This window comes from Novosphingobium sp. G106 (assembly GCF_019075875.1).
Classification (GTDB): domain Bacteria; phylum Pseudomonadota; class Alphaproteobacteria; order Sphingomonadales; family Sphingomonadaceae; genus Novosphingobium.
Genome location: NZ_JAHOOZ010000001.1, coordinates 489,071 through 514,148, shown reverse-complemented (window position 1 = coordinate 514,148; position 25,078 = coordinate 489,071). Strand labels below are relative to the sequence as shown.

The following is a 25,078-nucleotide window of genomic DNA, read 5'->3' as shown; positions in this document are numbered from 1 at the left end:
TGCAACCTAAGCCGCAACGAGGGAGAGACACGATGACTGCACGGCCTGTATTCGAGGAAGACGGCACTACCCACGTCCCGGCTTTCGATCTTCCCGCCTCGGCGTTCTCCAGCCCCCAGGCGCAGGCCGCGCAGGCATACCGCGCGAAAATGGCGGGCGCCGCGCCCGTCACGGCTGGCCGAGACATCGCCGAAGTCCGCGCGGGCTTGGAGGTCATGCTCGCCCCCCAGGTTGCGGGCGTGCTCGCCGCGTTCCCTGTCGATGTGGTCGATGAGACGATCGCGGGCGTCCCGGTCAAGATTTTCACGCCAAAGGACAAGCCGTTCGACCAGGAACGGGTACTGATCAACCTCCACGGCGGCGCCTTCACCATGGGCTGGCCGAGCTGCGCGATGCTGGAATCGCCCCCTGTGGCGGTGCTCGGCGGCTACAAAGTCGTCTCGGTGAACTACCGCATGGCGCCCGAGCACAAGCATCCCGCGGGGGCCGAGGACGTCGCCGCGGTCTATGCCGAGCTGCTCAAGACCTACGACGCCAGCCGGATCGTGATCTATGGCGGCTCGGCCGGTGGCGCGCTGACCGGCCAGATGGGCGCGTGGCTGCCCGCGCATGGCCTGCCCCAGGCCGCCGCGCTCGGCATCTTCGGCGCAGGCGCGGTGCGGTTCAATTCGGGCGATTCCGCCTATATCGCCGGCTACATCGACGGTTCCTTCGCGCCGCCCCCGCCGCCGGGCGAAAAACCGGTCGATATCACCAACGGCTACTTCTCCGGGCACGACATGAAGGACACCAGCATATCGCCGGCGCTCCATCCCGAGGTCATGGCCAAGTACCCGCCGACGCTGATCATCACCGGCACGCGCGCGATGGACATGAGCCCAGCGATCGTCACCAATTCGGCGCTGCTCAAGGCTGGCGTGCGCTCGACGCTGATCGTCGGCGAGGCGATGGGCCACTGCTACTACTACAACTTCCAGCTTCCCGAATCGCAGGACGCCTACCAGGCGATGATCGGTTTCTTCCGCGAGAATCTGGCCTAGCGATCGTAGTAGCAATTGCCGCCATCGACGTGGAACGTGCGGCTGGTCATGTAGCCGCCGCCCGGTCCCGCCAGGAACACGACCAGCGAACCGATGTCCTTCTCGGGATCGCCCATGCGCTGCAGCGGAATGCCCTGGAGGTGGGTCTGCTGCCGTTCGGGGCTCAGCGAATCGAACCAGCCCTGATAGGCATCCGAAGCCGACAGCGGGCAGATCGTGTTGACCGTGATGCCATACTGCCCCCAGTTCACCGCCGCAGTCTTGGTGAGGCCGCGGATCGCTTCCTTGGCGATGTTGTAGGAGGCGAGGATCGGTGTCCCCATCGTCGCCGCGCCCGAACCGAAATTGACGATCCGCCCGCCCTGCTCCTTCATCGTCGGGAAGCAGGCCTGCATGCAGTAGAGCGAGCCGTGAAGGCAGGCGCGCAAGGTGCTGTCGAGCGCCTCGTCGGTAATGTCCTCGACCGAGGTGGTCACCGCCGAATAGGCGTTGTTGACCAGCGCCCAGATCGGTCCAAGTTCGCCCTGGACCTGTGCCACCGCCCGGTCGACATCGCTGCGCAGGCCCACATCGCCGACGCAGACCACGGTGCGGCAACCCAGCTCGCCGACTTTGGCTGCCGTTTCATCGAGCGTCTCGCGCGTACGGCCGAAGAGGCCGATGCTCGCCCCCGCCTTGGCCAGGGCCAGGGCAATACCGACGCCAACGCCCCGGCCCGCGCCCGTCAGGAACGCGACCTTGCCATCCAACTCTCCCATGTCCTGCTCCCGTTTTTTTTTGGAACGCTAGTAGTGATAGCCCAGCGCCGAGAACTGGCTGTCGAACCACCAGAAGCTGAGGCCGCTCGCCACCGCGGCGATCAGGAACAGCACCCAACCGGCGGCGGTAGGCGTCTGCTTCTCGACGTTGCGGTACTCGACGCTGTCGCCGAAGAGCAGGAAGAACACACCGAACACCGCGGCGAAGGGCACGAGGACGAAAGCCTTGATGCTGTAGTCGACTTCAGGCGCGTGGGCCTGGGCCTCCTGCAGCGGTTGCCAGATGAAGAACCAGCCGAAACCGGCCGCTATGGCGAGACAGAGCAGCCCGCCGAAGCGATAGAGAAGATTCGTACCCATAGAAGCACCCCCGCAAGCATCTCGACCCGCGCGCGGAGATTGCTTGTCCTTGCGACGAATCGCAACGCGTTTCGCGTCAGGCGCTGACCGACTTCAGCACGCCCGCCTTCTGCAGCATGTGGACGATCACCGCGACCACGCTGCCCAGGACCACGCCGACCACGGCCGAGAGCGCGGCATTGGTCAGCCAGCCGAGCAGGCCACCGAGCGGCCCCGTGGCACCAGCAACCACATGTTCGACACCGTGAATGATATCCGACGGCCCGTGGAGGCCCAGCACGTGGAGGCCGTGGACGATGATCTGGCCGCCGACCCAGAGCATCGCCAGCGTCCCGACCGACGCCAGCAGCGACATCAGCTTGGGCATCGACCAGAGCAGGAAGCGGCCGACCTGCTTGGCGAGCCTGCTCGAGCGCTTCGTTAGCGCGAGGCCGATGTCGTCCATCTTCACGATGAAGGCGACCGCGCCATAGACGGCGACGGTGATCGCAATGCCGACCACGGCGAGCACGATCGCACGCTCAAGCAGCGGCGTGTCGGCCACCTCGTTCAGCGCGATGGCCATGATCTCGGCCGAGAGGATGAAATCGGTGCGGATCGCGCCCGAGACGCGCTGGCGCTCGAATTCGGCCAAGTCCTCGATCGGGTCTGCCAGCGTCTCGCCGTGCTTGGCGCCGCTGAGCTTCTCGATGACCTTCTCGGCGCCCTCGAAGCTCAGGTAGAGCCCGCCGATCATCAGCAGCGGCGTGATCGCGACGGGCAGGAACTCGCTGAGCAGCAGCGCCAAAGGCAGCAGGATCGCCAGCTTGTTGATCAGCGAGCCGCGCGCGATCTTGACGATGATCGGGATCTCGCGCTCGGGCGTGAACTCGGTGACGTAGGACGGCGTCACCGCGGCGTCGTCGATCACCACGCCCGCCGCCTTGGTGCCGGCCTTGGCAGCCGCCGCACCGACATCGTCGAGCGAGGCGGCGGCGAGCTTGGCGATCACGGAAATATCGTCGAGCAGGGCAACCAGGCCGGATGGCATCGGGAACGGGGCTTTCTTTGGGGACGGGAAGCGGCTGTGTGCAATGGCTCGCCTGCTTCCGCAAGTGCGCGCGCCCTCAGAACTCCATGGGCAGCCCGATGTGCCGTGCGAAGATACGGTCTCGATGCTCGATCAGGATCGCATCGCCCGCGGCGCGCACTTCGGGCGGCATCTGATCGTACATCTCGCGCATCCCCACCGGGAACGGGCATTCCTCCAAGGTCAGCGGCTGCGCCATCTGCGAGAAGGCCGCCCAGTGGATGTCGCAGGCGCTGAGATGATCGCCCACCAGATAGTCCGAGCCGCGCTCGCGCTGGTGGTAGAGCTGCTTGACCAGGCCGTGGAGGATCTTGATCGCACGCTGCGGCGCGTTCTCCGGGGCATCGGGGCGCATGCCATAGCCGCTCATCATCGCCTGGCGTCTGGCCATGAGTTCGGGGGGCTGCGGCGCGGCCGTGCCTTCGCGCGTCATCATCAGCCGGCGCGACCAGGCATAGCCGCCGTGGCCGCAGATCTGCGCGGAAAAGCCCAGGCACAACGCTTCGTCGATCGGATCGGCCGGCAGCAGCGAGGGCCCGCTGCCGAGCCGCTCGGCCAGCATCACGATGTCGAGCCAGTTGTCGAGCCCGGGCTCGTCGTCATAGACCGCCACCGGCGCATTGCGGCGCCCGGTCCAGGCGACAAGATCCTCGTTGGGCTGCATGATTTCCTGCCGCACTGCGACGAAGGGCACGGCGCGCACCTTGAACAGCGCCTTGGCGGCGATCCCCCAGGGGCCGGGCACGCCCGCGCTCAATACCAGCCGCAAGCCCTTGAGCCCGCGCGCCTCGGCGACGCTGATATAGTCCATTGCGCTCTCCCGATCGTGCCGCGGCACTATGCCGTCACCGGGCGAGTCCGGAAACCCCCGATGGACGCATGCTGGACGGGCGCGGCGCGGCGGAATAGGTTGGGCGGAAATCGGCGTGGGGAACTTCATGGTCAAATCGAACAGCCAGCTACAGGCGCTGTCCCGGCTGCTGCCCGAAACCCTCGGGGAACAGCTCGAACCCCATGCCCGCCTGGTGACACTCCGCTCCGGCCAGATCGTCATCGGCCACCAGGACCGCACCACCGACGTCTTCGTCGTGATCGAAGGCACGCTGCGGGTGGAGCTCTATTCGCTGAGCGGCCGAGAAATCAGCCTTGCCGATCTCGGGCCCGGCGACCTGTTCGGCGAATATGCCGCGATCGACGACCAGACGCGCTCCGCCACGGTCGCCGCGACCACGGCCAGCGTACTCGCCTGCATTTCCAGCACGGACTTCCGCCGCGCGGCGCTGAGCACGCCCGAGAATGCGGAATGGCTGGCACGGCGGCTGGTCGGCCGCATCCGCCTGCAGAACGAACGCATCTTCGAACTGAACGCGCTGGCCGTGCGCAGCCGGCTCCACTGCGAACTGCTCCGCATGAGCCTCGACGTCGGGGTCCACGGCAACGCGGCAGTGATCGCTTCCGTGCCGACCCACGCCCAGCTCGCCGCGCGGATCGGCACGCACCGCGAAGCCGTGACGCGCGAGCTGCAATACCTCCAGAAGCAGGGCATCGTCGTCCAGCAGGGTCGCGAGCTGCGCGTCAACGATGTCGCCGAACTGGCCGAGATCATCCGCGCCGCCGCAGGCGACGTCGGCGTGACCCAGCGGGCAGCGAACTCCAGCGACTAGTCTTCAAGCAACCGGGGATGTGAGAAGACTCACATTGCCGGTGTGCGGACTCGCACCGCAATCGTCGGCGCCGGGTGCGATAAACGAGCTGTCACGATAGCTCTCCCGATCCTGTTCGTGACCCCCAAGCGAAGCGCGGACGGCCGCTTCGCCGCCCCCAAGGCACGTGGGAATAAGCCGTCCACTATCTCCCCTCGGCCAGCGGCTCGGACCAAGCCGCTGGCCGAACCCCTTTCATCAGCGTGCCGGGATTGCTTGGAGATCGCGGTCGACCGCATCGAGCTTGGCGGCCGGCAAGCGGTCCGGCGCCATCGTGTTCAGCTGCCGGAAGGTCTTGCCCTTCACCATCTTCATCCGCCAGTCCTTCGAGACGCCGGGGAAATGCCGCTCGAGCACGGCGCGCGTTGCGGGATTGGCAAGGAGATCGCCGACTTTCGAGGTCTGGGTCAACCAGGCCGCCTGAGCATGGGCCGCGATGGGCGCGCCCAGAACCGCCAGAGCCAGGGCTCCTGAAAGATATTTCATGCCGCACCCTCCATATGATCCATAATGGCTCATAGCCGATCTCGGAAAGCGGTCAATCGGGACAACCCACTAAACGGGGCAAGTCACGTACGGCTTGCTTTTCCCCGCCGATCGGTTAAGGGCCGCCGCTTCCCCGCAACAGCAGGGAAACCAAGAAAGCCGGAGGGGCCCCGCAATACCGCGGATCAGCCAGCGATCGGTTAGACAGATGAAGGAAGCCGCCGTGCCGCTATACGAGCACGTGTTCCTGGCGCGCCAGGATCTGAGCCAGGCGCAAGTCGATGCCCTGGCCGCCACCGCAACCGAGATCGTCGAAGCCAACCAGGGCAAGGTCGTCAAGACCGAAGCCTGGGGCCTCAAGAATCTCGCCTACAAGATCAAGCGCAACCGCAAGGCGCACTTCGTCCTGCTCAACATCGAGGCGCCCGCCGGCGTCATCGCCGAGCTCGAGCGCCAGACCCAGATCAACGAAGACGTGATCCGCTATATGTCGGTCCGCGTCGACGAGCTCGAAGAAGGTCCTTCGGTGCAGATGCGCAAGTCCGACCGCGAGCGTACGCGCCGCCGCGACCGCGAGGAGATGTAAGCCATGGCACGTGCATTTTTCCGCCGCCGCAAGTCCTGCCCGTTCTCGGGCAAGAACGCACCGAAGATCGACTACAAGGACGTGCGCCTGCTGCAGGGCTTCATGTCCGAGCGTGGCAAGATCGTGCCCAGCCGCATCACCGCCGTTTCTGCCAAGAAGCAGCGTGAGCTCGGCCAGGCCATCAAGCGCGCCCGCCAGATCGGCCTTCTGCCGTACCTCGTGAAGTAAGGGAGGAAAGACCATGCAGATCATCCTCCTCGAACGCATCGAGAAGCTGGGCTCCATCGGTGACGTCGTCACCGTCAAGGACGGTTACGCGCGTAACTTCCTGCTGCCCAACAAGAAGGCGCTCCGCGCCAACGACGCCAACCGCAAGGTGTTCGAAGCCAACCGCGCCCGCATCGAAGCCGACAACGCTTCGCGCCGCGGTGAAGCCGAGATCCACGGCAAGGACGTCGAAGGCACGAGCATCGTGCTCATCCGCGCTTCGTCGAACTCGGGCCAGCTCTATGGTTCGGTTTCGGTTCGCGACATCGTCGATGGCCTGAACGCCGAAGGCGCCAAGGTCGCCAAGGCGATGGTCATCCTCGAGCGTCCGATCAAGACGATCGGCGTGTTCGACGTGCGCGTCCAGCTGCACCCGGAAGTGTCGGTGAACGTCAAGGTGAACGTCGCCCGTTCGCCCGACGAGGCCGAGCTTCAGTCGCAGGGCGTCGACGTCATGGCCGCGATGTTCGAACAGGACACCGCGGGCTTCATCGAAGCCTTCGACCCGAACGCCGAGCCGGGCGAAATCGCTGCCGAAGAGCCCGCCGAGGACGCTCCGGAAGCCTGATCTTCTCAGTTTCAGACAAGAAAGGCCGCCATTCGCAAGGATGGCGGCCTTTTCTGTGCCTGCATTTCTCCGTCGGCATTTTGCTTTTGCAATAGTCCGGGCCTATCTTCCGGCGATGCAATCTGCCGACGCGATAATCACCGAACTCACCCAGATCTATGACGAGGCCGTCGCCGTGCTGCGCGCCGACGTCGCCGCCTATGCCGCCGACGGCACCGTGCCGTCGCCCGAGCGGCGCCGCGATAATGCCTGGTGCTATCCCGAACTGCGTATCCATTACGCCGGCCGCGAGCACCGCCCCGACGTGACGCGCTCGTTCGGCCGCCTCGCGCGCGGGGGGACCTATGCGACGACGGTGACGCGCCCCGCGCTCTTCGCCGACTATCTGGCCGAACAGCTCGGCCTGCTAGCCGCCGACTACGACATCCGCGTCGAGGTCGGCCGCTCGAGCCAGGAGATCCCCTTCCCCTATGTGGTCGATGCCAGCACCGAGCTCGGCAGCGTCAGCCCGATGGAACTGGCGCTGCATTTCCCGGCGACCGAACTCGCGCACATCGGCGATGAACTGGCCGACGGGATCGAGATCAGCGCCCCCGGCGCGCCGATTCCGCTCGCCCTGTTCGACGGCCTCAGGACCGATTTCAGCCTCGCCCGCCTCGCGCATTACACGGGAACGCCGCCCGAGCATTTCCAGCGCTACATCCTGTTCACCAACTATCACCGCTACGTCGACGAATTCGTCGACTGGGCCGGCCAGCATCTCGGCACGCCCGACTATACCGCTCTGTCGGGCGCCGGCGGGCTCTATCTGGAGGATGCGACCGACAACGCCCGCGCGCGGCTGTCGGACACCGCCTGGCGCCGGCACCAGATGCCCGCCTATCACCTGATCGCGCCCAACCGTGGCGGCATCAGCCTGGTCAACATCGGCGTCGGCCCGTCGAACGCCAAGACGATCTGCGACCACCTGGCCGTGCTGCGGCCCGAGGCCTGGCTGATGATCGGCCACTGCGGCGGCCTGCGCGACACGCAGCGGATCGGCGACTACGTGCTCGCCCACGCCTATTTGCGCGACGACCACGTGCTCGACCCGGTGCTGCCGCCCGAGATTCCCATTCCTGCCATCGCGGAAGTCCAGGTGGCTCTGGCCGGCGCGGCCGAGCTGGTCAGCGGCACGGGCGGTGCCGACCTCAAGAAGCGGATGCGCACGGGCACCGTCGTCACCACCGACGACCGCAACTGGGAGCTGCGCTACACCCATTCGGCGCGCCGGCTCAGCCTGTCGCGCGCCGTCGCCATCGACATGGAAAGCGCGACGATCGCCGCCCAGGGCTATCGCTTCCGCGTGCCCTACGGGACGCTGCTCTGCGTCTCGGACAAGCCGCTCCACGGCGAGATCAAGCTGCCGGGCCAGGCAAACCGGTTCTACGAACAGGCGATCGCTGCGCACCTCAAGATCGGCGTCGTCGCCTGCGACCTGCTACGCGCCGAAGGCAACCGGCTGCACAGCCGCAAGCTGCGCGCGTTCAACGAGCCACCGTTCCGCTAAAAATTCGGTGAAGCTGGGTCTTCAGAGCACCAGCAAGGCGAGGCCGTACCACATTGCAGCGCCCAGCGCCGCTGCGATCACGATACCTGTGGCCGGGCTGCTCGAACCGTCGTCTGCATGCCCATGGGCTGGCCCGTGACCCGCGACGGCCGCACGCCGGATCACCGGAACCGTGAAGCTCGGACGCGACGATGCGAATGCATGAACCTGGGCCATCGACAATCTCCTATGACGGTGCAGGCCGACCGACTCGTGCAACGTCCCGATATGGGCCACGATAACTCAATTGATTTGATAGACAATAGGCTATCGGCTCGCCGGGCGAAAATGTCGACAAATTGAGTAGAGTTTGAGCCAGCCGAATTGCGCCTCCTGCCAAAGAACGCCGCTTGCCTTCCCCCACCCGTGTTCGATAGCCTCCGCTCCTGCGACACAGTGACGCACAAAAATGGGAGAGCGCAATGGACGACGTCGAAGAGATCAAGAAGCTGAAGGCCCGCTACTTCCGGTCGCTCGATCTGAAGGACTGGGAGACCTACGCCGGTGTCTTCGCCGAAGACTGCGTGGTCGACCTGAGCCGCGCGGGCGGTCCGCAGTATCGCGGCCGCAAGGACTTCGCCGCCTATGCCAGCTCGCTGACAATGGTGCAGAGCGTCCACCACGGCCACATGCCCGAAATCGACCTGACCGGCCCCGATACCGCCACCGGCGTCTGGGTGCTGGAGGACTACAACATCTGGGAAGACGGCAGCCAGAACCACGGCTGGGGCCACTACCTGGAAACCTACGTGAAGCGCGACAACCGCTGGTACATCAAGACCATGGCGCTCTCCTACCTGCGTATCGAAAGCAATTGTCCGCAGCCTTCGCTTATCGCGGGCAAGGACAACACGGGTCATCTGCGCGGGCTGCGGCCGGCGGCGGACAATCCGGTCGGCTAACGGCCGGATAGCCAGCATGGACCCCGTCTATTTCTGGCGTCGGACCGACATCGAGGGGTTCGAGCGGCTCGAACTCCTCGTCTCGCCGCTCGGCATCGAGGCACGCTCGACGGTGATCTGCCTCGAAGCCGGGGGCTTCCGCCTCGACCATAGCTGGCAGCTCGATTCGGGCTGGCGCGCCCAGGCGGTCACGGTCGAGCGCTGGAACGAAAACGGCCACGGCAGGCTGCTGCTGGAGCGCGCCGGCAGCGGCTGGCGCGTCGACGGCGCCCTGCGGCCAGACCTCGACGGCGCCGAGGAGCCGGACCTGTCGGTGACCCCGTTCTGCAACACCTTCCCCATCCGCCGGACGCCCGAAACGCCGGGTGCCAGCCTGTCGCTCGACACCGCCTTCATCGACGGCCCGGCGCTCACTGTCGCGCGATCGAGCCAGCGCTACGATCGCCACGGTGCAAGGACGCTGCGCTATGTCGACCTTGGCTTGTCATGCGGTTTCGAGGCAGATCTGACCGTCGACGGTGAAGGCCTCGTCATAAGCTACGAGCACCTGTTCGAGCGGGTGATGCCGGCATAACCCCGGTTACGAATGCTCGCTGTTCCAATCGCTACTGTCGCGCGAAGCCGGCGCCGCAGGCGGCTCGCGACTGTCGCGCTGATCGTCCTGGCTGGGATAGGGGTCGGGCTCGCGATAGGACGGCGCCGGACTGGGCTGCCGGTCGCTATCGTCGCTACGCCCGCTGAACGTCCGCTCGCGCACATCGAGCAACTGCGTTTCGATGTCGCGCAGCTCGCGAATATAGGCGTCCGCCTGGCTTGGCGAAATCCGGCGCTGCCGATCCGCCGAGTAGATTGCATCGTCGAGACTTTGAATCTGCCGCTCGATGTCCGGCGAGCCGCCGGTGGTCCGACTTTCGTAGCGAGGGCTATAGGGCGTGCTTTGGGCAAAGGCCGGCATTGCGAGCATGGCGGCGCAACCAGCGGCCAGATAAGCGATTGTTTTCATTGTTGGGCTCCAGCGACTTCTCTCTGACACTGACTCGCTTGCCCTTTAGGCGCAATGAACGGAGCGGTGAGGGAGTTCCCTGTCCGCTCACCCCCGTCGCCCCTGCGGAGGCAGGGGTCCATCCGACCTCACGCCTAAGCGCTGCCGTGGCGGTGTTGAGGCGAGCTTATCCAGGCCCCTGCCTCCGCAGGGGCGACGGGAAGGGGAATGGGCTGGAATGGAGAGGAGTGCGGAACCTCCCCTAACCTACCATCCGCACTGCTTGCCCTTGTTCTGCTGCTCGAGCCAGCGCGTCAGCGGCGCGAAGTAGCGGATCATCGGCTTGCCGCTGATCTCGCGCGTCCCGGTGAAGGCCTGGAGCGCATCGGGCCAGGGCTTCGAGGCGCCCATCTCCAGCATGGCGTTCAGCCGCTCGCCGACCTGCTTGTTGCCGTAGAACGAGCAGCGATGGAGCGGCCCCTTCCAGCCCGAGATCCTGCAGGCCGCCTCGTAGAACTGGAACTGGAGGATCCGTGCGAGGAAGTAGCGCGTATAGGGCACGCCGGCCGGGATGTGGTACTTGGCGCCCGGATCGAAGGCATCGGCAGGCCGCTCGGACGGCGGGACAATGCCCTGGTACTTGAGGCGCATGTCGTTCCACGCCTTCTCGTAATTCGCCGGCGAGACCTCGCCCGAGAACACCGACCAGCGCCAGCGGTCGATCATCAGGCCGAAGGGCAGGAAGGCGACCTTGTCCATGCCCTGGCGCAGCAGCAGGCCGATGTCCTTGTCGGCGCTGGGCACCTGCGACCGGTCGAGCAGGCCGATCTGGACAAGATATTCGGGCGTGATCGACAGCGCGATGGTATCGCCGATCGCCTCGTGGAAGCCATCGTTGGCGCCGTCGAGATAGAGCGCCGGCTGCTTGTTGTAGGCGCGCTGGTAGTAGTTGTGGCCGAGTTCGTGGTGGATCGTGGTGAAGTCGTCGCCGTTGACCTTGATGCACATCTTGACGCGCAGGTCCTCGACATTGTCGATGTCCCAGGCCGAGGCGTGACAGACCACCTCGCGGTCGGCGGGCTTGGTGAACTGCGAGCGTTCCCAGAAGGTCTTGGGCAGCGGCGCGAAGCCCAGCGAGGAGAAGAAGCCCTCGCCCGTCTTGACCATCTTCAGCGGGTCATAGCCCTTGTCGACGAGCAGCTTGGTCGTATCGTAGCCGACGTCGCCCGCGCCCGGCGGCGCGACGATGTCGTAGATGTTGCCCCATTCCTGCGCCCACATGTTGCCGAGCAGGTCGGCGCGGATCGGGCCGGTCTTGGCCTGGACGGCGTCGCCGTAGCGTTCGCTGAGCTTGGTCCGCGTATAGCAGTGAAGCTGCTCGTAGAGCGGCTTGACCTCGTTCCACAGCTTCTCGGTGAGCGCGGCGAAAGCTTCGGGGGTCATGTCGTAGTTAGACCGCCAGAGCGCGCCGGTGTCGGCAAAGCCGAGATCCTTGGCGCCCTCGTTGGTCACCGAGACGAGCTTGGCATAGTCGCCAGCCATCGGCTTGCCGACGTTGTCGTGCCAGCTGGTCCACATCTCCTTGAGCTCGGCCGGGTTGCGGTTGGTGCCCATCGCCGCCTCGATGTCGGAGCCGTTGATCGGCTTGCCGTTCAAGGTGCCCTGCCCCTTGCCGTAGATGCCCTGGAGCCGCGCGGTCAGCGTCGCCGCTTCCTCGGCCGCGCCGGGACGGACAGGCGCGGGCAGGACGATGGCCGTGCGCATGCGGCTGAGCTTGCGCGTCGTATCGTAGTCGAGTCCGGCGGTAGCGGCATATTTGGCCGCGATCACCGCATTGGCGACCTGCATTTCGGTCAGCTTGGCGCCGGCCCGCGCGGTCAGCGCTTCGGTGTCGGGGGTGATATAGGTCTGGTAGACCCAGTCGGCCTGCGCGGCCTCGATCGTCGCCTTGTTGAAGGCCGCCTCGGCCTGGGTGACGAAAGCCTGCGGAGTCTGGGGCGCGGTTTGATTCTGGGCCATGGCGGGACTCGCCGCAAGCGCCGCCCCGAGAGCAGCGATCGACACCAGTTTATGCATGAGTGCAACCTCCCATATTCTTGTAAAATTATCGCTTACAACAATGTCAGCCCAACAGGAAGCGCACGATCGCCTCGCCGAGCTGGGGCTTGGTCACCGAGGACATGTGCGTGCCCGGCACCTCGACGTAGTGCCCGTCGGGCAGCGTTGCGGCCAGCGTGGGCGCGGAGCCGTTGTCGTCATCCTCGGCACCGCAGACGACCAGCGTCGGCATGGTCAGTTCCTGCAGCGCCTCGCGCGGGGTATCATCGACCGAGCCTAGCAGCAGCCGCGACGCGACGCGGTCGATCTTCTGCGACTTCATGAACTGCTGCGCGATATATTCGGGATCGCCACGCTGGATCTCATCAAAGCGGTCGATCGCGCCGACGAAGAAGGCGCTGCGCCGCGACCATTCACCCAGCCCCTCGATCCCCATGCCGCCGAGCACCAGCCGCCGCGGCCTGAGCCCGGCTAGCACGGTACGCACCGACGTCCGCGCGCCGAGCGAGAAGCCGCCGAGGTCGAAGTCGGTCAGCCCGCAGGCTGCGACCACGGCCAGCACGTCCTTGACCAGCACGTCGGCGGGATAGGCTGCGGGATCGTGCGGCGCATCGCTTTGGCCGTGCGCGCGCAGATCGGGCATGATCGCCTCGAATCCCGCCTCGGCCAGCCGCGCGGCGTGGCCGAACTTGATCCAGTTGACCAAAGCGCTGGAGAATAGCCCGTGCAGCAGCAGCACGGGCCGCCCTTCCCCCAGCCGATGCACGGCCAGACGGGCACCGCCGACACCTTCAACGAATTCGACACGCGCTTCGCTCACTCCGGTATCTCCATGCCCGCGGCTTTCCAGTGGCCGACCACGCTCTCGATCTCCGTGCTCCTCTGGCGCGGCAGGCCGGCGGTGTCGAGCCAGGCCTCGTGCATCGATTCCACACCCGAATGCTGGGTCGGCACGAAGGCGGAGGGATCGTCGAAGCTCCCGACGGTAATGTCGATGCCCTGCGCGTTCTTTAGGAAGGCAAAGCCCAGCGGCGTGCCGCAGGCCGAGCAGAACGGGCGGTGCGCGATCGGCGAGCTCTGGTACCAGTCGGCGGCGCGGTCCCAAGTCAGGCCGGCCAGCGGCAGGTTGACGAAGGCGGCCGCGAAGCCGCCGGTCGCGCGCTGGCACATGCGGCAATGGCAGAGGTAGGCGTCGTCGTTCTCGATCGTCGCCGTATAGCGAACGCGGCTACATTGGCAGCCGCCAGTGAGAGTCTTGGTCATGCCGTCTGCCTAGCCTCTCCGCCGCTTTGCGCCAACGATGGAGCTTTCTCCCCGATGAACCCGGGTCGAGCCGAGCCCCCATATGCGACGAAGCGTTGCAGCCGACGGAACAGCGCTCGGCGCGAACGGTTGATCGGGCGGGGGGCATTCGAGGCTCGAGGCCCCAAGGTTATCACGAGGAGAATGCCATGTTTCGCAAGTCTTTTATCGCGCCGCTGCTCGCAGCCACCGCCATGACGCTGACCGTCACGCCCGCCTATGCCGGCAAGGCCGACCGGGCGCGCGAGGCGATCGCTGCCGCCGAGGCCAAGATCCACACGGCCGAGCAGATGGGCTCCGCCACCGATATGCCCGAGCGCACTGCCGAAGCGCGCGCGGCGCTTGCTCGCGCCAAGGAGAACCTGAGCGCCAGCCACAAGTCGACCGCGATCAACGATGCAATCCACGCGGGCGCGTTGGCCGACGCGACGATCGGTGAAATGCAGCACCGCAAGGACGCCGCGGTGGCCAATGCCAACGCTTCGCGCGACGCCGACGTAAACGCCGCGCAGCAGCAGGCCGTAGCCGCGCAGAACCAGGCCGCCGACGCCAATGCCCGCGCTGCGTCGGCCGAGAACTCGGCTGCCCGCTCGGCCGCCGAAGCCAATGCCGCGCGCATCGCCGCGCAGTCGCAGCCGGCCGCGGTCGAGACGACCGTGACGACGCAGCAGGCCACGGCGCCGCGCAAGGCTGCCCGGACGGTAACGCGCAAGACCACGACGACGCGCACCGCCCCGCCGGCCACCGCAACGACGACCACGACCACGGTCAAGCAGGCCGTAAACTAAAAACCCATCGCATTGAAAATGGGCCCGTCCTCTCGCGAGGGCGGGCCCATTTTTATGCGTTCAGAATTATCAGCCCTTCTTTAAGTGCCGGCGGCCGAGCAATTCGGCGATCTGCACCGCGTTGAGCGCCGCGCCCTTGCGCAGGTTGTCCGAGACGCACCAGATCACCAGGCCGTTGTCGACCGTCGGGTCCTCGCGCACGCGGCTGACATAGGTCGCGCCGTCGCCGACGCATTCGATCGGTGTGACATAGCCGCCGTCCTCGCGCTTATCGATCAGCATGACGCCCGGCGCCTCGCGCAGGATCGACTGCGCCTTCTTGGCCGAGATCTCGTTCTCGAATTCGAGATTGATCGCTTCGGAATGACCTACGAAGACCGGCACGCGCACGCAGGTGGCGACGACCTTGATCTTGGGATCGAGGATCTTCTTGGTCTCGACGACCATCTTCCACTCTTCCTTGGTGAAACCGTCATCGAGGAACACGTCGATGTGCGGGATCACGTTGAAGGCGATCTGCTTGGGGAACTTCCTGGGCTCGACCGGATCGCCGACGAAGATCGCACGGCTCTGCTCGAACAGCTCGTCCATGCCCGCCTTGCCCGCGCCCGAGGTCGACTGATAGGTCGAGACCACCACGCGCGTGATCTTCGCCGCATCGTGCAGCGGCTTGAGTGCGACCACCATCTGCGCGGTCGAGCAGTTGGGGTTGGCGATGATGTTCTTCTTCTTATAGCCGTCGATCGCATCCGGGTTCACCTCGGGCACGATCAGCGGCACGTCGGGGTCCATGCGGTAGAGCGACGAGTTGTCGATTACCACGCAGCCGGCCGCGGCCGCCTTGGGCGCATAGATCTTGGTCGGTTCAGAGCCCGCGGCGAACAGCGCGATGTCCCAGCCGGTGAAGTCGAAATGCTCGAGGTTCTTGCACTTGAGCATGCGGCCGGTGTCGCCGAACTCGATCTCGCTGCCCGTCGAGCGGCTCGACGCCACGGCGGCGATCTCGTCGCAGGGAAACTCGCGCTCGGCGAGGATGTTCAGCATTTCGCGGCCGACATTGCCCGTCGCGCCCACGACAACTACCCGGTAACCCATGGTCTGTTCCTCGAAGAATAAAGAAAAGGCCGGTCTCCGCAGATGGGAGCCGGCCCTTTCGGTCTGTCTGCCGGACTGATCTAGGTGCGATCAGCCTCCGCGCAACCTCAGCCGGCTTCGCCGGTCCGGACGTCGCGGCGCTCGGCAATACGCGCGCGCTTGCCGGTGCGGCCGCGCAGGTAATAGAGCTTCGCACGACGCACGACGCCCTTGCGGACGACGGTGATGCTATCGATGTTCGGCGAATAGAGCGGGAAAACGCGCTCGACGCCCTCACCGAACGACATCTTGCGCACGGTGAAGTTCGAGCCGATGCCCTTGTTGGAACGGGCGATGCAGACGCCCTCGTAGGCCTGAACGCGGGTGCGCTCGCCTTCGACGACGCGGACGCCGACGCGGAGGGTGTCGCCCGGACGGAATTCCGGAATATCCTTCGCGGCCTTGGCGATTTCCTCGGCCTCGATCTGCTGAATCAGGTTCATTGACCCTGGTCCTCATTTTCACGCCGCGCGCCAGAGGCAGACTGAACCCGAACGCCCTTGTGGCGCTCCCAAAGGTCCGGCCTGCGTGACCGAGTATCGACTTCCGCCTGGTGTTTCCGCCAGGCCGCGATCTTCGCATGATCCCCCGATCGCAGCACTTCGGGGATCGTGCGCCCTTCCCACTCAGCGGGACGGGTATAGTGGGGATATTCGAGAAGGCCGCTTTCGAACGACTCCTCGGCCCCACTGGAAGGCGCGCCCATTACGCCGGGAAGCAGCCGAATGCAAGCGTCGAGAAGCATCAGCGCCGCCGGCTCGCCGCCCGAGAGGACGATGTCGCCGATCGAGACCTCCTCGATGGCACGCGCGGCGAAGATCCGCTCGTCGAAACCCTCGAAACGGCCGCAGAGAACGGTGACGCCGGGGCCGGCGGAAAGCTGGCGCACACGGGCCTGATCGAGCGGCTTTCCTCGGGGAGTCATGGCGATGACCGGGCAGTCGGGGTGGAGGCTCAGCGCGTGGTCAACAGCCGCTGCCAGCACATCCACCCGCAGCACCATTCCCGCCCCGCCGCCGGCCGGCGTGTCATCGACCGTGCGGTGCTTGTCGATCGCGAAGTCGCGGATCTGCACCGTATCGAGCGACCACTTCCCCTCCTCGCGCGCACGATTGGCAAGCGAGACGCCGAGCGGGCCGGGAAACATCTCGGGATAGAGCGTGAGGACGGTGGCAGCGAAGGTCATGCCCGCGTGCGCCTGCGCCACTCGCGCACCGAAATCCAGCCTCCGAGCAACGAAAAGATCAGAAGAGCTCCGCTCATCATCGAGACGAGCAGGACGAACTCGCCAAACTCCACTGGCTCGCGCGCGAAGGCCAAGCCGAACCCCATGACGCGGTATGCCAAGCCGATCGTAACCGCGGAGACGGCCATATATGCCACCCATGGCCGTCGGGTCAGGACAACCATGAACCAAGATACGGCCCAACCCGCCACCAGCGAAACAAAGGGAATGAAGAGCAAATCTAGCACCCCGGCTCCGTCCAGTTCTCAACCTTTAGCCCTGGCACGTCTACGAAATCGGCCTCATTGTTGGTAACCACAGTCGCGCCGATGCTCAAAGCGTGCGCGGCAAGCAAGCGATCGAAGCGGGCACGCTTAAACGGCAAGCGAGCGTACTCGCGCGCCGCGCCCTCATCGAACGGCACGAGCGGGATTGCTTGAATAAAGGCTTCTAGAACTTCTGCCGCCGGCGGTTTGCCAACGTAGGTTCCATAGGCCACCTCGGCATAGCTGATGACCGATATCGCAACCTCGCCAATCTCGCAGTCCGCCAGGCGATCGATCAACGGACCATGCCCGACGTTCATGGCATAGACGGCAGAATTGGCATCTATCAGATAGCGGATCACTCGAGGCCTGCCGCCTTACGCGCAGCTATGGCGCTGGGCCGCTCTTCGAAATCCTCGCGCGGCGCTAGGCGAAGCCCTGGCGCTTTCCCTGCGAAACCGCTGACGTCGATCTTCCGTTTGGCCGGAGCCTTGGCCCGCAGATGCAGTTCGCCGTCGACCCACTCGGCGATCCACTCCTTGTCCGGCTCGATCCCGAGGGCGGCAGGCATGCGGATCGCCACCGAGTTTCCCGATTTGAAGCTCTTGGCAGTGTATTCCTTGCCCATCACGGCCTCCGTATATACATGATGTATATACTAATTGCAGGAACGCGTCAATATTCTGCCTTCGAGATGGCACCGTTCCCGAGCCAGTCCTCGCATTAGGCGCCGAGTCAGAAATCATAAGGTGTACTGATGTAATTCGCCGGGCCTTTTGTTGGACGCATGGGCGCAGACTCTCCATATCGAACCCGCTCTTTCCGAGCATTCGAAGGAGAAGAGACATGAGCCGTTCTTATCAGCCGGGTTTATATGGATCGCGGGAAACCGCGCTCGTCGCGGTGGGCCAGCGTTATGCCCAGGCCATCCTGCTGCCGTTCGAAGTGCTGCAGCGCCAGCGCTGGTCGGCCCCCTGGAACACTGCGCAGCGCTAGCCTCTATTCGGCCGCGTATGCGGCCTCGATCAGCAGGCGTTCTTCATTCCATTCCGGAACCGCTTCCAGCCGCATCGGCACCATGAAGCGCGTTGCCTTCTTGCCTTCCTCGTACGGCCGCTCGATCTCGAGCACGTCCCCCGCGCCGAAGTTCTCTACCGCGACACAGGTGCCCAGCGCCTCGCCCCTGGTGGAGACCGCGGGCAGGCCCAACAGATCGGCGTGGTAGTATTCGCCCTCGCCCAGCGGCGGCAGCGCCGAGCGCGGGACCGTCAGCGCGGTTCCGCGCAGCTTTTCCGCGGCGGAGCGGTCGGGCACTTCGGCGAAGCGCGCGATGGCGCCGCCCTTGCCGTCGTCCTTGAGCTTTTCAACCGAAAGCTTTGAATCGTTGAAGGCGCGGTAGCGCTTGAGCGCCGCCACGCCTTCACCGAACAACTTGAGCCGGACCTCGCCCGTCACGCCATGCGCGCCGGTGATGACGGCGAGCGTGACGGGGCGGTCGCTCATGCCGCCTTAGCCTTCGGCCGGTTCCTGCGAGCTTTCGCCGGCCACTTCGCCGGTGTCGCCGGCATCGCTGTCGGGCGTGGCTTCGTTGACGGCTTCCTCGGCAGCAGGGGCTTCCTCGGCAACTTCCTCGACCGCGGGAGCGGCGGCAGCAGCGGCGGCGGCCTCTTCGGCCTCACGCAGCTTCTCGGCCTTCTCCTCGGCGCGGTCCTTGGCCTTCTTGCCCGGCTCGGCCTTGGTCGGGTTATTGGTGGCCGCACGCTCCTTGATGCCGGCCTTGTCGAGCATGCGCGCGACGCGGTCGGTCGGCTGCGCGCCGACGCCCAGCCAGTACTTGATGCGGTCCTCGATCAGGCGGACGCGGTTGACGTCGTCCTTGGCGAGCAGCGGGTTGTAGGTGCCCAGCTGCTCGAGATACTTGCCGTCGCGCGGGGCGCGGCTGTTCGAGACGACGACCTTGTAGTACGGGCGCTTCTTGGAGCCGCCGCGCGACAGACGAATGGAAACCGACATAGAATTCTACCTTTCAATCAATTGCTAAAACTTATTTCTTCAAAAAATTCGTGAGGTCTGGCGCACCGCCTCCGCCACCGAGGCCGGGCAGACCACCGCCGCCACCGAGACCCGGCATGGCCGCACCGAGGCCGCCCTTGCCAAACAGCGCGCCGAGGCCCTTGATGCCGCCCATCTTCTTGATCTGCTTCATCGCGCGCTCCATTTCCTGGTGCATCTTGATGAGCTTGTTGACGTCCTGAACCTGGACGCCCGAACCGTTGGCGATGCGGATCTTGCGCTTGGCGTTGAGCAGGTCGGGGCGCGTGCGCTCCTTCGGCGTCATCGAGCCGATGATCGCGTCCATGCGCAGCAGCACGCGGTCGTCCATGCCCGACTGGGCCATGGCCGCCTTGGCCTTCTTCATGCCGGGGATCATGCCTGCGAGCGCGCCGATGCCGCCCATGTTCTGCATCTGCTTCAGCTGCATGCGCAGGTCGTTCATGTCGAACTGACCCTTCGCCATGCGCTGGGCCATGCGCTCGGCCTCTTCCTCCTGGATGTGCGCGGCGGCCTTCTCCACGATCGAGACGATGTCGCCCATGCCGAGGATGCGGCCGGCGACGCGCGAGGGATGGAAGGGCTCGATCGCGTCGAGCTTTTCGCCGGTACCGGCAAACTTGATCGGCTTGCCCGTGACATGGCGCATCGACAGCGCCGCGCCGCCGCGGGCATCGCCGTCCATGCGGGTGAGGATGACGCCGGTGAGGTCGACCTGGCCGGCAAAGCTCTGCGCGACGTTGACCGCGTCCTGGCCGGTCAGCGAATCGACGACGAGCAGCGTTTCCTTGGGAGCCGAGATGGCGGCAACCGCCTTCATCTCGGCCATCAGCTGATCGTCGACGTGGAGGCGGCCCGCGGTGTCGAGCAACAGCACGCCCACGGCCTGGAGCTTGGCCGCCTGGAGCGCGCGCGTGGCGATGTCGACCGGCTGCTGGCCGGCGATGATCGGCAGGGTGGCAACGCCGACCTGCTCGCCGAGCACCGCGAGCTGCTCCTGCGCGGCCGGGCGGTTGACGTCGAGCGAGGCCATCATCGCCTTCTTGCCCTGCTTCTCCTTGAGCAGCTTGGCGAGCTTGGCGGTAGTGGTCGTCTTGCCCGAGCCCTGGAGGCCGACCATGAGGATGACGACGGGCGGAACGTGGTCGAGCTCGAGCCCGACGGTCTGGTCGCCGCCGAGCATTTCGACCAGCGCGTCGTTGACGATCTTGACGACCTGCTGGCCGGGCGTGACCGACTTCAGGACCGAGGCGCCGACGGCCTTTTCGGTGACATCATCGATGAAGCGGCGGACGACGGGCAGCGCGACGTCGGCCTCGAGCAGCGCGATGCGCACCTCGCGCATGGCATCGCGGACGTCCTGTTCCTTCAGGGCGCCGCGCCCGCGCAGCTTGTCGAACACGCCGCCGAGCCGGTCTGACAGTGTATCGAACATAGGTCCGCCTACTCCAAAGCCAAAAACGCCGGCGGACGAAACCTCGTCAGCCAGCGTGCTATCTGTTCACCCTTCGGAGGCTTGTGGGCCCCGAAGCATAGTGAGATTTGGATCGAACCGGACCGTCGCCCGGCCCGAACCAGATCTCACTAGAATCCTTCTGAATGGTGGAGCCTAGCGGGATCGAACCGCTGACCTCCTGCATGCCATGCAGGCGCTCTCCCAGCTGAGCTAAGGCCCCATTTCCATTCATCACCGGCGACCTTGGGGAGATCTCCGATTCCCTTGCCTCGGCTCGGGAGGCACGCCCTTAGTGGGGGCTCCCGAGCTTGGCAAGAGGTTTAATGCTCGTCCCCGTCATCATCGACGCCGGCAACGCCCAGATCGTCGTCGCCGCCGAGATCGACATCGTTGTCGGGCGAATCGCCGTCGTCATCGATGTCCAGATCCTCATCGGCCAGATCGTTGTCTTCGACGACTTCGACCTTCTCCTTCTGGAGTTGCTCATAGGGGATCGGCTGCTTCGACTTCAGCACCGGCTCCGGGTTCCAGGCATAGCCGCACTCGATGCAGGTGACGGGATCGTCCTTGCCCAGATCGTAGAAGCGGGTGCCGCATTTCGGGCAGCCGTGCTTGGCGCCCCATTCAGCCTTGACCATGAAAATTCCTCGCTAGGCTCGCCACGGATGCAGAGAGCCGGAAACTGTGGTGTTGATGGTGACCACTGGCGCCGAAATCAAGCGCCCAAGTCTCACAGGGCGCGCGCCTTGCCATAGGTGGTGAGCGCTGTCAAAAGCCGCGCGATTTTAGCTCTTGCAGGATAGTCCCGCCCGTGACCGCAGCCGACCCTTCGCAGATGCGCCCGCGCCGATTCGCCGCGAGCGGCCCGCTGAAGGGACGCATCCGCGTGCCGGGCGACAAGTCGATCAGCCACCGCTCGCTGATGCTGTCCGCCCTGGCGGTGGGCGAGAGCCGGATTTCGGGGCTGCTCGAAGGCGAGGACGTGCTGGCGACGGCCGCTGCGATGCGCGCGATGGGTGCGCAGGTAGAGCGCACCGGCGAAGGCGAATGGCTGGTCCACGGCGTCGGCGTCGGCTCGCTGCTGCAACCGCAGGCGGCGCTCGATATGGGCAACAGCGGCACCTCTACGCGGCTGCTCATGGGCCTCGTCGCCTCGCATCCGATCACCGCGACCTTCGTCGGCGACGCCAGCCTGTCGAAGCGGCCGATGAAGCGCGTGACCGATCCGCTCTCGCTGATGGGCGCCGACATCACCGCCTCGCCCGGCGGCACGCTCCCCCTGATGCTGCGCGGCGCTTCGCCGGCGGTGCCGATCGAATACCGCCTGCCCGTGGCCTCGGCCCAGGTGAAGAGCGCGGTGCTGCTCGCCGGGCTGAACACGCCGGGAATCACCACGGTGATCGAGCCGGTGCCGACCCGCGACCATTCCGAACGCATGCTCAAGGGCTTCGGCGCCGAACTCACGGTCGAGGTCGATACAAGCGGCACGCGCACGATCCGCATCCGCGGTGAAGCCGAGCTGCAACCGCAGCGCATCGAGGTTCCCGGCGATCCCTCCTCGGCCGCTTTCTTCATCGTCGCCGCGCTGGTCGTGCCGGGCAGCGAGCTGACGATCGAGAACGTCGGCCTCAACGCCACCCGCGCCGGGCTGATCGAAGTGCTGCGCCAGATGGGCGGCGACATCACCGAAGTGAACCCGCGCGAAGTCGGCGGCGAACCCGTGGCCGACCTGCTGGTCAGACATTCGGAGCTCAAGGGAATCGAAGTCGATCCCGCCGTGGTCCCGAGTATGGTCGACGAATTCCCCGTGCTCTTCGTCGCCGCCGCGCTGGCCGAAGGACGGACCGTCACCACCGGCCTCGATGAATTGCGGGTCAAGGAATCGGACCGCCTCGCCGTCATGGCAGAGGCGCTAACCGCCGCCGGCGCGCGGGTGCAGGAGACCGAGGACGGCCTGACCATCGACGGGACCGGCGGCGAGCCCCTGCGCGGCAGCGGCAATCACTCGGTCGCCACCCACCTCGACCACCGCATCGCCATGTCGATGGCCGTCGCCGGCCTCGTCAGCAAGGCGGGCGTCGAAGTCGACGACACGAGGCCGATCGCCACCAGCTTCCCGATGTTCGAGACCTTGCTCGACGGGCTTTCGGCATGACCGAACTCGAAGCCAACATCGCCGGCTTCGCGGGCATGGCCTGCGTGGTCTTCGCCTATGCCTACCAGACCGGAAAGGCGAACCCGAGCCCCTGGCTCCAGCACGGCACCAACCTGGCAGGCGCGGTGCTGCTCGGCATTTCGCTGCTCAAGAACATGAACCCCGCCTCGATGGCGCTCGAATTCGTCTGGGGCGGCGTGGCGATCTGGGGGCTGGTCAAGGCCTTCCTCGGCCGTGGCGGCCAGGGAGGTCGTACTTCGTGATCATCGCCGTCGATGGCCCGACCGCTTCGGGCAAGGGCACGATCGCCAGGGCACTCGCAGCGCATTACGGGCTGCCCCATCTTGACACCGGACTGCTCTACCGCGCGGTCGGCTATCAGGTGCTGCTCGCGGGCGGCGATCCTGACAGCGAGGCCGACGCCCTCGCCGCCTGCGCCTTTCCTCCCACCCTGCTCGGCGATCCCGAACTGCGCTCCGAAGCCACCGGCGGCCTCGCCAGCCGTGTCTCGGTGCATCATGCCGTGCGTGAGGCGCTCTACGAACGCCAGCGCGCCTTTGCCACCCAGGAAGGTGGCGCGGTGCTGGACGGGCGCGACATCGGCACGGTCATCGTGCCCGAGGCCGAAGCCAAGCTCTTCGTCACCGCCAGCGTCGAGGCGCGTGCCAAGCGGCGCTATCTCGAAATGGTGAACTCGGGGCGCGAGGCCGATATCGATGCCATCGCCGCCGACCTCTCCTTGCGCGACGAGCGCGACCGCAATCGCAAGGAAGCGCCGCTGCGCCAGGCCGACGACGCGCTGCTGCTCGACAATTCCGATCTCTCGGCCCAGGCCTCGATCGACCGCGCCATCGCGCTGGTCGAAAGCCGGATCACGCCGCGGCGCTGATCCCGGGCAGTTCGGGATCGGGAGCGAGGTCGTCAGGCTGGGCCGGCCCGGCGTGGAACACGCAGGTATCGCCCACGCCCTTGAGCAATTCCGAACGCGGCGCGCCGAAATCGGCACGGTCGCGGGCGCGCAACCAGGTTCTTTCGGAAATGGCGATGCCGTTGACCGGCGCCGTGCTTTCGATCCGCGCGGCGATGTTCATCGTCTCGCCCCAATAGTCGTAGGCCATGCGCGTCGCACCGATGACGCCGCCGACCACGGGCCCGCTATGGATGCCGATGCGCAGGCCGACCTCGACCCCGGCGACGCGGCCGATCTCGTCGACCCCGGCAAGCACCGCGCGGGCGAAAGCGATGGCGGCATCGGCGCTGTTGCCGCAGGCCACGTTGCCGCCGGCAATCGCGAGATAGGCGTCGCCGATCGTCTTGACCTTCTCCACGCCATGCTCGGCAGCGCAGCGATCGGCATGATTGAAGAAGCCGTTGAGCAGTTCGACCAGGTGCCCGGGCGAGACGCGCTTGGCGAGCTTCGAGAAGCCGACCATGTCGATGAAGATCACGCTGACGTCGGCATAGGCATCGGCGACCATGCGGCCATCGCGGATCTTCTCGACCGCGGCGGCGGGCAGCATGTTGTGGACCATCGCCTCGTTCTTGCCGCGCTCCACATCGAGCGCTTCGGCCAGAGCGAAGGCCCAGCGGCTCGACACGCCGATGGCCAGGTTGATCGCCACCATTACGACGGCGCCGCTGACATAGCTTAGCAGGGCATAGACGATCTCGGCCGGAAATGTTCCGTCGGCGAAGATCTGGCCGAGCCACTGGAGCACGTCACAACCGAGCCAGAGCAAGAACAGCCGCGGCCGCGCAGCGAGCGTCACCGCGGCGAAGGCGGTCACCGCCAGGCGGTTGATCGTCGCGACCGCATGCAGGTGGGCCTGAACGTTGGCCAGATGTTCGAAGAGGGTCACATTGACTTGGCCGATCAGCAGCTGGAGCAGGACAAGACAGGAGAAATCGACCACCGGCTTGCGGACGTAGCCATCCCAGAACGTCGCGCCGACATAGGCCCCGGCGACCAAAAGGGTCAGCCCCAGCCAGACCGCCACCCGCGCATTGGCCGCGGGGGCCAGCAGCAGCGGGTTCGACACCGAGTAGGCCAGCGCGATCAGCATGAAGAGCACGCCGTAGACGCGCACGAAGGGCACGCGGTAACGGCGTCCCACCTGCTGGAACCGCTCTTCCACCGCCGGATCGGCGAACCTGCCTTTGTGCATCGGCTGCATAACGAACCCCTGGCGCCCGGCCGCGGTCTAGCAGCAAAGACTTACCGTCGCGTTTCCCTGCATGACGGTCTTTCGCCCCCATTTTCCTTGCTTTTCGCGCCGTCCGCGCCTAAGCGCGCCCGGTTCAACGGGCTCCGGCCCCGCGAGCCTTCGCCTCGG

Annotated in this window: 34 protein-coding genes and 1 tRNA gene; 13 read left to right on the top strand and 22 right to left on the bottom strand. The window is 65.8% G+C overall.

Features of this window, described 5'->3' with window-relative positions; genetic code table 11:
- Positions 1 to 32 precede the first annotated feature (32 nt).
- On the top strand, positions 33 to 1,040 hold the full coding sequence (locus KRR38_RS02395; RefSeq protein WP_254514612.1) for an alpha/beta hydrolase: 1,008 nt from the start codon (positions 33 to 35) through the stop codon (positions 1,038 to 1,040).
- Here KRR38_RS02395 and KRR38_RS02390 read toward each other — a convergent pair.
- The 4 genes from KRR38_RS02390 to KRR38_RS02375 all read right to left on the bottom strand — a co-directional run bounded on the left by KRR38_RS02390 (position 1,037) and on the right by KRR38_RS02375 (position 4,038).
- Entirely contained in the window at positions 1,037 to 1,798 is a 762-nt protein-coding gene (locus KRR38_RS02390) for an SDR family NAD(P)-dependent oxidoreductase (RefSeq protein ID WP_217398255.1), read from the bottom strand. The genes KRR38_RS02395 and KRR38_RS02390 overlap by 4 nt on opposite strands.
- A 27-nt stretch (positions 1,799 to 1,825) precedes the next feature.
- Complete coding sequence (locus KRR38_RS02385) at positions 1,826 to 2,158, bottom strand: hypothetical protein (RefSeq protein ID WP_217398253.1); 333 nt, start codon at positions 2,156 to 2,158, stop codon at positions 1,826 to 1,828.
- A gap of 76 nt (positions 2,159 to 2,234) precedes the next feature.
- Entirely contained in the window at positions 2,235 to 3,188 is a 954-nt protein-coding gene (locus KRR38_RS02380) for a DUF808 domain-containing protein (RefSeq protein ID WP_217398251.1), read from the bottom strand.
- Between the two features lie 76 nt (positions 3,189 to 3,264).
- A complete protein-coding gene (locus KRR38_RS02375) occupies positions 3,265 to 4,038 on the bottom strand; it encodes a hypothetical protein (protein WP_217398249.1) in 774 nt (257 codons plus the stop codon).
- 127 nt (positions 4,039 to 4,165) lie between these two features.
- On the opposite strand from KRR38_RS02375, the gene KRR38_RS02370 reads away from it, so the two are divergent.
- Positions 4,166 to 4,891, top strand: a complete 726-nt coding sequence (locus tag KRR38_RS02370) for a Crp/Fnr family transcriptional regulator (protein ID WP_217398247.1) — start codon at positions 4,166 to 4,168, stop codon at positions 4,889 to 4,891.
- A gap of 237 nt (positions 4,892 to 5,128) precedes the next feature.
- On the opposite strand, the gene KRR38_RS02365 is transcribed toward KRR38_RS02370, so the two are convergent.
- The gene (locus tag KRR38_RS02365) at positions 5,129 to 5,416 is read right to left on the bottom strand and encodes a hypothetical protein (protein ID WP_217398245.1); all 288 of its coding nucleotides are present in this window, start codon (positions 5,414 to 5,416) and stop codon (positions 5,129 to 5,131) included.
- A 223-nt stretch (positions 5,417 to 5,639) separates the two neighbouring features.
- Between KRR38_RS02365 and rpsF the strand changes: the two genes are divergently transcribed.
- The 4 genes from rpsF (at position 5,640) to KRR38_RS02345 (ending at position 8,386) form a co-directional block, all read left to right on the top strand.
- Positions 5,640 to 6,002: a 30S ribosomal protein S6 gene (rpsF, locus tag KRR38_RS02360; RefSeq protein ID WP_217407082.1), complete on the top strand. Its 363-nt coding sequence runs from the start codon at positions 5,640 to 5,642 to the stop codon at positions 6,000 to 6,002.
- 3 nt (positions 6,003 to 6,005) lie between these two features.
- Positions 6,006 to 6,230 (top strand): 30S ribosomal protein S18, encoded by a 225-nt coding sequence (rpsR, locus tag KRR38_RS02355; protein ID WP_217398244.1) that lies wholly within the window; start codon positions 6,006 to 6,008, stop codon positions 6,228 to 6,230.
- A 13-nt stretch (positions 6,231 to 6,243) separates the two neighbouring features.
- Positions 6,244 to 6,837 (top strand): 50S ribosomal protein L9, encoded by a 594-nt coding sequence (gene rplI / locus KRR38_RS02350; protein WP_217398242.1) that lies wholly within the window; start codon positions 6,244 to 6,246, stop codon positions 6,835 to 6,837.
- A gap of 115 nt (positions 6,838 to 6,952) precedes the next feature.
- Positions 6,953 to 8,386 (top strand): AMP nucleosidase, encoded by a 1,434-nt coding sequence (locus KRR38_RS02345; RefSeq protein ID WP_217398240.1) that lies wholly within the window; start codon positions 6,953 to 6,955, stop codon positions 8,384 to 8,386.
- A 21-nt stretch (positions 8,387 to 8,407) separates the two neighbouring features.
- On the opposite strand, the gene KRR38_RS02340 is transcribed toward KRR38_RS02345, so the two are convergent.
- Positions 8,408 to 8,602 (bottom strand): hypothetical protein, encoded by a 195-nt coding sequence (locus KRR38_RS02340; protein WP_217398238.1) that lies wholly within the window; start codon positions 8,600 to 8,602, stop codon positions 8,408 to 8,410.
- A gap of 245 nt (positions 8,603 to 8,847) precedes the next feature.
- Here KRR38_RS02340 and KRR38_RS02335 point away from each other — a divergent pair, with 245 nt between their 5' ends.
- Together KRR38_RS02335 and KRR38_RS02330 are read left to right on the top strand one after the other, a co-directional pair.
- Positions 8,848 to 9,327, top strand: a complete 480-nt coding sequence (locus KRR38_RS02335; protein WP_217398236.1) for a nuclear transport factor 2 family protein — start codon at positions 8,848 to 8,850, stop codon at positions 9,325 to 9,327.
- Between the two features lie 16 nt (positions 9,328 to 9,343).
- Positions 9,344 to 9,901 (top strand): putative glycolipid-binding domain-containing protein, encoded by a 558-nt coding sequence (locus KRR38_RS02330; protein WP_217398234.1) that lies wholly within the window; start codon positions 9,344 to 9,346, stop codon positions 9,899 to 9,901.
- Between the two features lie 6 nt (positions 9,902 to 9,907).
- On the opposite strand, the gene KRR38_RS02325 is transcribed toward KRR38_RS02330, so the two are convergent.
- The 4 genes from KRR38_RS02325 to KRR38_RS02310 form a co-directional block, all read right to left on the bottom strand.
- Positions 9,908 to 10,330, bottom strand: coding sequence for a hypothetical protein (locus KRR38_RS02325; RefSeq protein ID WP_217398232.1), 423 nt, complete (start codon positions 10,328 to 10,330; stop codon positions 9,908 to 9,910).
- A 246-nt stretch (positions 10,331 to 10,576) separates the two neighbouring features.
- Positions 10,577 to 12,385, bottom strand: coding sequence for a M2 family metallopeptidase (locus KRR38_RS02320; RefSeq protein WP_217398229.1), 1,809 nt, complete (start codon positions 12,383 to 12,385; stop codon positions 10,577 to 10,579).
- Positions 12,386 to 12,431: 46 nt separating this feature from the next.
- Entirely contained in the window at positions 12,432 to 13,187 is a 756-nt protein-coding gene (locus KRR38_RS02315; RefSeq protein WP_217398227.1) for an alpha/beta fold hydrolase, read from the bottom strand.
- On the bottom strand, positions 13,184 to 13,630 hold the full coding sequence (locus KRR38_RS02310) for a GFA family protein (protein WP_217398225.1): 447 nt from the start codon (positions 13,628 to 13,630) through the stop codon (positions 13,184 to 13,186). Before KRR38_RS02310 ends, KRR38_RS02315 begins: the two co-directional genes overlap by 4 nt.
- Positions 13,631 to 13,818: 188 nt before the next feature.
- On the opposite strand from KRR38_RS02310, the gene KRR38_RS02305 reads away from it, so the two are divergent.
- Entirely contained in the window at positions 13,819 to 14,457 is a 639-nt protein-coding gene (locus KRR38_RS02305) for a hypothetical protein (protein WP_217398222.1), read from the top strand.
- Between the two features lie 69 nt (positions 14,458 to 14,526).
- Here KRR38_RS02305 and KRR38_RS02300 read toward each other — a convergent pair whose 3' ends face one another.
- The 6 genes from KRR38_RS02300 to KRR38_RS02275 form a co-directional block, all read right to left on the bottom strand.
- Positions 14,527 to 15,552: an aspartate-semialdehyde dehydrogenase gene (locus KRR38_RS02300; RefSeq protein ID WP_217398220.1), complete on the bottom strand. Its 1,026-nt coding sequence runs from the start codon at positions 15,550 to 15,552 to the stop codon at positions 14,527 to 14,529.
- A 107-nt stretch (positions 15,553 to 15,659) separates the two neighbouring features.
- Complete coding sequence (rplS, locus tag KRR38_RS02295) at positions 15,660 to 16,034, bottom strand: 50S ribosomal protein L19 (RefSeq protein WP_217398214.1); 375 nt, start codon at positions 16,032 to 16,034, stop codon at positions 15,660 to 15,662.
- On the bottom strand, positions 16,031 to 16,777 hold the full coding sequence (gene trmD / locus KRR38_RS02290) for a tRNA (guanosine(37)-N1)-methyltransferase TrmD (protein WP_217398212.1): 747 nt from the start codon (positions 16,775 to 16,777) through the stop codon (positions 16,031 to 16,033). Before trmD ends, rplS begins: the two co-directional genes overlap by 4 nt.
- Positions 16,774 to 17,055, bottom strand: a complete 282-nt coding sequence (locus KRR38_RS02285) for a hypothetical protein (protein ID WP_217398210.1) — start codon at positions 17,053 to 17,055, stop codon at positions 16,774 to 16,776. The genes trmD and KRR38_RS02285 overlap by 4 nt, the downstream gene beginning before the upstream one ends.
- Before the next feature lie 2 nt (positions 17,056 to 17,057).
- Complete coding sequence (locus KRR38_RS02280) at positions 17,058 to 17,444, bottom strand: type II toxin-antitoxin system VapC family toxin (protein ID WP_217398209.1); 387 nt, start codon at positions 17,442 to 17,444, stop codon at positions 17,058 to 17,060.
- Positions 17,441 to 17,710 carry a hypothetical protein gene (locus KRR38_RS02275; RefSeq protein WP_217398207.1) on the bottom strand — a complete coding sequence of 90 codons (270 nt, stop codon included), beginning with the start codon at positions 17,708 to 17,710 and terminating at the stop codon, positions 17,441 to 17,443. The genes KRR38_RS02280 and KRR38_RS02275 overlap by 4 nt, the downstream gene beginning before the upstream one ends.
- Before the next feature lie 218 nt (positions 17,711 to 17,928).
- On the opposite strand from KRR38_RS02275, the gene KRR38_RS02270 reads away from it, so the two are divergent.
- A complete protein-coding gene (locus KRR38_RS02270) occupies positions 17,929 to 18,078 on the top strand; it encodes a hypothetical protein (RefSeq protein WP_217398205.1) in 150 nt (49 codons plus the stop codon).
- A gap of 3 nt (positions 18,079 to 18,081) precedes the next feature.
- On the opposite strand, the gene rimM is transcribed toward KRR38_RS02270, so the two are convergent.
- The 5 genes from rimM to KRR38_RS02245 form a co-directional block, all read right to left on the bottom strand.
- Positions 18,082 to 18,585, bottom strand: a complete 504-nt coding sequence (gene rimM, locus KRR38_RS02265) for a ribosome maturation factor RimM (RefSeq protein WP_217398203.1) — start codon at positions 18,583 to 18,585, stop codon at positions 18,082 to 18,084.
- Positions 18,586 to 18,591: 6 nt separating this feature from the next.
- A complete protein-coding gene (gene rpsP / locus KRR38_RS02260; protein ID WP_217398201.1) occupies positions 18,592 to 19,095 on the bottom strand; it encodes a 30S ribosomal protein S16 in 504 nt (167 codons plus the stop codon).
- A gap of 31 nt (positions 19,096 to 19,126) precedes the next feature.
- Positions 19,127 to 20,569 carry a signal recognition particle protein gene (ffh, locus tag KRR38_RS02255; RefSeq protein ID WP_217398199.1) on the bottom strand — a complete coding sequence of 481 codons (1,443 nt, stop codon included), beginning with the start codon at positions 20,567 to 20,569 and terminating at the stop codon, positions 19,127 to 19,129.
- Positions 20,570 to 20,734: 165 nt separating this feature from the next.
- Positions 20,735 to 20,810: transfer RNA gene (locus KRR38_RS02250), tRNA-Ala, on the bottom strand.
- A gap of 100 nt (positions 20,811 to 20,910) precedes the next feature.
- Entirely contained in the window at positions 20,911 to 21,228 is a 318-nt protein-coding gene (locus KRR38_RS02245; RefSeq protein WP_217398197.1) for a TIGR02300 family protein, read from the bottom strand.
- A 197-nt stretch (positions 21,229 to 21,425) separates the two neighbouring features.
- Here KRR38_RS02245 and aroA point away from each other — a divergent pair, with 197 nt between their 5' ends.
- The 3 genes from aroA to KRR38_RS02230 are packed head-to-tail and all read left to right on the top strand — an operon-like array spanning position 21,426 to position 23,634.
- Positions 21,426 to 22,745, top strand: coding sequence for a 3-phosphoshikimate 1-carboxyvinyltransferase (aroA, locus tag KRR38_RS02240; protein WP_217407081.1), 1,320 nt, complete (start codon positions 21,426 to 21,428; stop codon positions 22,743 to 22,745).
- Positions 22,742 to 23,008, top strand: a complete 267-nt coding sequence (locus tag KRR38_RS02235) for a permease (RefSeq protein ID WP_217398195.1) — start codon at positions 22,742 to 22,744, stop codon at positions 23,006 to 23,008. Before aroA ends, KRR38_RS02235 begins: the two co-directional genes overlap by 4 nt.
- Complete coding sequence (locus KRR38_RS02230; RefSeq protein WP_217398193.1) at positions 23,005 to 23,634, top strand: d(CMP) kinase; 630 nt, start codon at positions 23,005 to 23,007, stop codon at positions 23,632 to 23,634. Before KRR38_RS02235 ends, KRR38_RS02230 begins: the two co-directional genes overlap by 4 nt.
- On the opposite strand, the gene KRR38_RS02225 is transcribed toward KRR38_RS02230, so the two are convergent.
- Positions 23,618 to 24,919, bottom strand: coding sequence for an adenylate/guanylate cyclase domain-containing protein (locus KRR38_RS02225; protein ID WP_217398191.1), 1,302 nt, complete (start codon positions 24,917 to 24,919; stop codon positions 23,618 to 23,620). The two genes, KRR38_RS02230 and KRR38_RS02225, sit on opposite strands and share 17 nt — an antisense overlap.
- Positions 24,920 to 25,078 lie beyond the last annotated feature (159 nt).